Annotated in this window: 6 protein-coding genes; 3 read left to right on the top strand and 3 right to left on the bottom strand. The window is 52.3% G+C overall.

Annotated elements, in window-relative coordinates; genetic code table 11:
* The 3 genes from Q0Y46_RS14780 to Q0Y46_RS14770 all read right to left on the bottom strand — a co-directional run.
* A partial coding sequence (locus Q0Y46_RS14780) for a peptide chain release factor 3 (RefSeq protein WP_297948585.1) occupies positions 1–1061 on the bottom strand: 1061 nt, incomplete at its 3' end.
* A 192-nt stretch (positions 1062–1253) separates the two neighbouring features.
* Positions 1254–1715, bottom strand: a complete 462-nt coding sequence (locus tag Q0Y46_RS14775) for a 23S rRNA (pseudouridine(1915)-N(3))-methyltransferase RlmH (RefSeq protein WP_173343115.1) — start codon at positions 1713–1715, stop codon at positions 1254–1256.
* An 85-nt stretch (positions 1716–1800) separates the two neighbouring features.
* Complete coding sequence (locus Q0Y46_RS14770; protein WP_297948582.1) at positions 1801–2529, bottom strand: metallophosphoesterase family protein; 729 nt, start codon at positions 2527–2529, stop codon at positions 1801–1803.
* 93 nt (positions 2530–2622) lie between these two features.
* Between Q0Y46_RS14770 and Q0Y46_RS14765 the strand changes: the two genes are divergently transcribed.
* From Q0Y46_RS14765 to Q0Y46_RS14755, 3 genes are read left to right on the top strand one after another with little or no spacing between them, the layout of a single operon-like run.
* Positions 2623–3246: a peptidylprolyl isomerase gene (locus Q0Y46_RS14765; RefSeq protein WP_295680827.1), complete on the top strand. Its 624-nt coding sequence runs from the start codon at positions 2623–2625 to the stop codon at positions 3244–3246.
* Positions 3246–3935 carry a ribose-5-phosphate isomerase RpiA gene (gene rpiA, locus Q0Y46_RS14760; protein WP_295680830.1) on the top strand — a complete coding sequence of 230 codons (690 nt, stop codon included), beginning with the start codon at positions 3246–3248 and terminating at the stop codon, positions 3933–3935. The genes Q0Y46_RS14765 and rpiA overlap by 1 nt, the downstream gene beginning before the upstream one ends.
* A 42-nt stretch (positions 3936–3977) precedes the next feature.
* Positions 3978–4889, top strand: coding sequence for a substrate-binding domain-containing protein (locus Q0Y46_RS14755; RefSeq protein WP_297948578.1), 912 nt, complete (start codon positions 3978–3980; stop codon positions 4887–4889).
* Positions 4890–4968: the final 79 nt, after the last annotated feature.

The raw sequence follows: 4968 nt of genomic DNA, 5'->3' as shown, positions 1-4968 counted from the left end.
GCCCAGGCGTGGTCGATGACTTCCTTGTCCTTCGCGAGGAACGCCGTCGGGGCGGCCAAGCGGATATCACGGCCAGTGCGAACGTGATAAACCTTCTCGCCACGGGTAAAGCTGCCCGAGCAAATGCGAAGGAAGGCGGTGCGGTCGCGGTGCTTGGGGTCCATGTTGGCCTGGATTTTGAACACGAACGCACTGAAGGCATCCTCGTCGGGGCTCACCGGGCGCTTGTCGGTCTCGCGCACCATCGGGGGCGGCGCAAGCTTTGCAAAAGCGTTCAGCAACTGGCGCACACCGAAGTTGTTCACGGCAGAACCGAAGAACACGGGGCACATCTCGCCCTTCAGGAACTTCTCGTGGTCAAACGGGTCCATGCCGCCGGTGACCATCTCGTATTCTTCCTTGAACTGTTCCACCCAGTTCTCGCCGCACATTTCCACGAGGCGCGGATCGTCCGGGCCTTCCATCTGGATGATTTCCTGATGACCTTCTTCCTTGTTGAAGGTGTGGAAGGTGTTCTCGGCAATGGAGTACACGCCCTTGAAGAGTTTACCCACGCCAATCGGGAGGGTGAACGGGGCCGTCTTGATGTGCAGAATATTTTCAATCTGGTCGAGCAGGTCGAGCACATGGCGGCCATCGAGGTCCATCTTGTTGATGAACGTGATAATCGGGGTGTGGCGCATGCGGCACACGTCCATGAGCTTGATCGTTTGCTTTTCCACGCCGTTCACGCTATCGATAAGCACAAGGGCCGCATCCACGGCAGTCAGGGCGCGGTAGGTGTCTTCGCAGAAGTCCTGGTGCCCCGGGGTATCGACGAGGTTGAACATGCAACCTTCGAACGGGAAATTCAAAACGGAGCTCGAAACCGAGATACCGCGCTGCTGCTCGATCTTCATCCAGTCACTCACGGTGTAGCTCTTGTTCGCCTTCGCGCGCACATGGCCCGCCTCGCGAATCACGTTCCCGTACCACAGGAACTTTTCGGTGATGGTGGTCTTACCCGCGTCCGGGTGGCTTACGATGGCGAAAGTGCGGCGTTTTTCGATTTCAGAATTCATGGCGCCAAATATAGTAAATAGAGAGAAGGGGGTATAATCTAGGGATGAGAATCTAGAGGCTAGGATCTAGGGGCTAGGGAGAAATATCACGGCTTCGCCGTCTGTCATTAACGCACGAAGTGCGTGATTCTTTTCACTAACCTCTATTCTCTAGATCCTAATCCCTTATAAGATTAGTCTCCATATTTAATTTCATCTATGATGATACGGGTGGTTCTGCATGACCATCTGCACGCGGTAGAGCTGTTCGGCAAAAAGTACGCGGGCATGGTCGTGGGTAAATGTGAGCGGAGAAAGTGAAAGCAACAAGTCCGCAGTCTTTTTCAAATTTTCGTCAATACCGTAAGCCGACCCAATCAAAAACACGATATTTCCCGGAAAACGGTCGCGCAAGGTATCGGAAAGTTTCACCGTATCCATAAGTTTGCCCTCTTCGGACAAAATAACGCGACGATACTCCGATTTGGGGAATTTTTTTTCGAAGAGCGCAGCTTCCTGAGCAAGCGACTGCACGCGGTCATCGAGCTTCGATTCCTTGAGTTCCACGACCTCGAGCGGGAACATGCCGCCACGCAGGCGCTTCACATACTTTTCCACCTCGTCCGCGATGAACGGCGAGCCAGCCTTACCAAAAACTGCGAGAACCCATTTCATGATTTAGTAGGAAGTTAGAAGTAGGAAGTTAGAAGTTTTTTAGCAGGAAGTTACTGTCTACTGTCTACTTCCTACTGTCTACTATTTACCTTCCCACACTCAGTCTATCTATCAAAAAACTCGGCATTCCGGCTTTGCGCATGCTTTCCTGCGTCCTGGAGATGTCGTAATCCACTCGGATCAGGCGCACGCACTTGGTCTCTGTATCGAGCAGGCACCAGCAGGCACGCGGATCGCGGTCGCGGGGCTGGCCCACACTGCCCACGTTCACCAACAGGCGCTCCGTATCGGCAATCACGTACTCGTATTCGTCCAGCACCTTGGGAATCGCCAGCGAACGGCTCGCCACGATAATCGGACTGTGCGTGTGGCCGACAAAGCAGTAACGTCCGGAAAAATTCTCGAACGCATCCAGCGCGTCTTCCAGTTCGGTCACGTAAACCCAGTCTGCCGGGCTCAACGGCGAGGCATGCACAAAGCAAATATCGTTTTCTTCGTGAATATAGGGCAACGAGCGGATGTACGCGACAGAATCTACGGACAAGGCCCGCTGCGTCCACTCGATAGCCTGCTTGGCAAAGGGGTTGAACCCCAAGCTAGACTCGTGCTTGATAGCCACGCTGTCGTGATTCCCTATCAAGCAAATATCCATATTCACTTTGGCCAGTTCAACACATTCGTTAGGGTCGGCTCCATACCCAACCAGATCGCCTAGACAAACCGTCCTTTCGACATGGTTGTCCTCCATGGACTGCAGCACGGCTTCGAACGCAGCGAGGTTGGAATGGATGTCAGAACATATTCCGTAAAGCATAGCCGTAATGTAGTAAAATAGTGGTTAGTGGTTGGTGGTTGGTGATTAGGGGGTGGTGGTTAGTGGTTTATAAATATCTATATTTGCGCCCGTATGGAAATCATAGAAGACAAGACAAAGGTGAGCATTGCGTATGTCCTCAAGGAATTGTCCGGCAGGATTCTTGAAGAAGTTCCTCCCTCTTACCCCTTTGTCTATATCCATGGCTACAACAATATTATCCCGGGGCTCGAATCGGCACTCCTCGGGCGCCGGCTCGGTGAAAAATTCTCCATAAAGATACCCAGCAGACTGGGCTACGGAGAATACCGCAAGGACCTCGTGATGCAGGTACCCAAAGACGAGCTGCGCGATGTCGGCGAACTTTGGCTCGGAATGGAACTCGAAATGTTCCAGGACAACGACATCCGCGAATTCCAGCTCCCCGAGACAGCAGACGAGTTCTGCGACGACTTGAACTTGAATGACGACGAGGAATGCGACGGCATTTATGTCGTTAAAGAAATCTACAAGGATACAGTCCTTGTCGACGGGAACCACCCCTTTGCGGGCAAGGATTTGATTTTCGAAGTAGAAGTCGTTTCAATTGAATCGCCCAGTTTCACCGAACTGGAATCCGGATTCCCGGACGAAGACTACGACGATTACGGCGACGACAATTACGACAACAGCTTTGACGGCGATTACGACCAAAACGAAGATAGGAGATGGCGCTAATGGCAACGATGGACGAACTCAAGAAAGCGGCAGGTGTCCGCGCAGCAGACATGATCAAAGACGGCATGACCGTTGGGCTCGGTACGGGCAGTACCGCAGCGCACATGGTGAACCGCCTCGCAGAACGCATCAAGACCGAAGGTTTGAACGTCGTTGGCGTGAGCACCAGCTGGAGCACCACGCTCCAGTGCCGTAGCCTCGGCATCCCGCTCAAAGAAATGGGCGAAGTTTCCCACCTTGACATGGTGATTGACGGAGCCGACGAAATCGACGACAACAAGAACCTCATCAAGGGCCGCGGTGCCGCTCACCTGCTCGAAAAGATTGTCGCCTCGATGACCGACAACTACGTGATTATCGCAGACTCGGGCAAGAAGGTCTCGAAACTCGGCGAAAAGTTCGCCGTTCCGCTCGAAATCATTCCGGGAGCCATCGCCGTGGTGACCGAACGCGTGAAAAAACTCGGCGGCGACCTCAAGGTGCGCATGGGCGCCCCGGGCAAAGACGGTCCGGTCATCAGTGACTCGGGCAACCTCATCGCCGATGCCAAGTTCGGCATCATCGACAACCCCGACAAACTCGCACGTGATTTGGAACACATCGTGGGCATTGTCGGGCACGGACTTTTCGTTGGAATTGTGACGAAGGTCATCCTCGCCGATGCCGAAAAGGGACTTGTGGAATTCTAGGGTGTTCTAAACGGATTTTTTTTCTATTATTCATAATACTTTATGAAAGTTCGTTTAAGTTTAATTATCGCTTCGTTAAGCATGGCCATTTTGACGTCATGCGGCCACGATGATGCTCCCAAAGACACCTCAAAGAGCAACGGCACCATACTTATGTTGCTCGGGAGCAAGATCCCATATTGGGACCAGATTTATCGTGGAGCAAAAGAAGTCGGCGACCAGGAAAATTACAAGATAATGACCGTCTACCGCGATGCAGACACGGTCAACACAACCGTACTCAAGACGCTCAGCGGCATTTCCGACATTCCAAACCTGAAAGGCATCATCATGATGCCCAGCGATAAAGCCATCGAGAACATGATTGTCCTTACGGGCACAAAGGTTCCTATTGTCGTCGTAGACCAAAAACTGCACGAGAACAGCCCGCTCCAGACTACAGTCAGGACAACCGTGGTCGCAGACAACGACAAAATCGGCAAAGAGATTGGCGAACAAATCAAAGAAAACAAGATTCTCACGCTCTGCTATGCTATTGGCGGATCTTACGACAGGAGCATGGCAATCCAGCGCTCGCTCGGCAAGAACCGCGTCGATGTCCTCATCGTAAACGATGCGAACGAAGCCAAAAACAGCATCGAGAACTATATGTCTCAGCACCAAGGCGAAAATTTCGCAGTTGCTTTCGCGACAGGTTCGTTTGTCAACAAAGAGACGATGGCGCTCCTCAAGGGCAAAAGCGTCTATGCAGTCGACATGAACGAACCCATCCAAGAAGGAATCCGGAACGGAGATATTATCTTCACAGCCATTCCGAACACATTCGAGATGGGTGCCATGGCATTCAGAAGCGTCATAAGCAAGACTCCGAGTTTCTCGGTACAAATCGTTTCTGTTGTCTACGCAAACATGAGCAACATCAACACCGGCGACATTCAAGCATTCACCGAATAGTCCCCCATAATTTTTTTACTTATGCAAAAAGGGACCCGCCGGCGAAGCCGGCGGTTCTTCATATACGGGCGTAGCCCTA

The sequence above is a fragment of the uncultured Fibrobacter sp. genome (genome assembly GCF_947305105.1).
In the GTDB taxonomy this organism is placed as follows: Bacteria; Fibrobacterota; Fibrobacteria; order Fibrobacterales; family Fibrobacteraceae; genus Fibrobacter.
Note: the sequence above shows the minus strand (reverse complement) of the source record. Positions and strands in the feature narration are given on the sequence as shown.

What these genes read in the sequence shown, in the direction of transcription:
- rpiA (WP_295680830.1), top strand. Translation starts at nt 3,246, where the DNA reads ATGGCAACGATGGACGAACTCAAGAAAGCGGCAGGTGTCCGCGCAGCA.
- Q0Y46_RS14755 (WP_297948578.1), top strand. Translation starts at nt 3,978, where the DNA reads ATGAAAGTTCGTTTAAGTTTAATTATCGCTTCGTTAAGCATGGCCATT.
- Q0Y46_RS14770 (WP_297948582.1), bottom strand. Translation starts at nt 2,529, where the DNA reads ATGCTTTACGGAATATGTTCTGACATCCATTCCAACCTCGCTGCGTTC.
- Q0Y46_RS14775 (WP_173343115.1), bottom strand. Translation starts at nt 1,715, where the DNA reads ATGAAATGGGTTCTCGCAGTTTTTGGTAAGGCTGGCTCGCCGTTCATC.
- Q0Y46_RS14765 (WP_295680827.1), top strand. Translation starts at nt 2,623, where the DNA reads ATGGAAATCATAGAAGACAAGACAAAGGTGAGCATTGCGTATGTCCTC.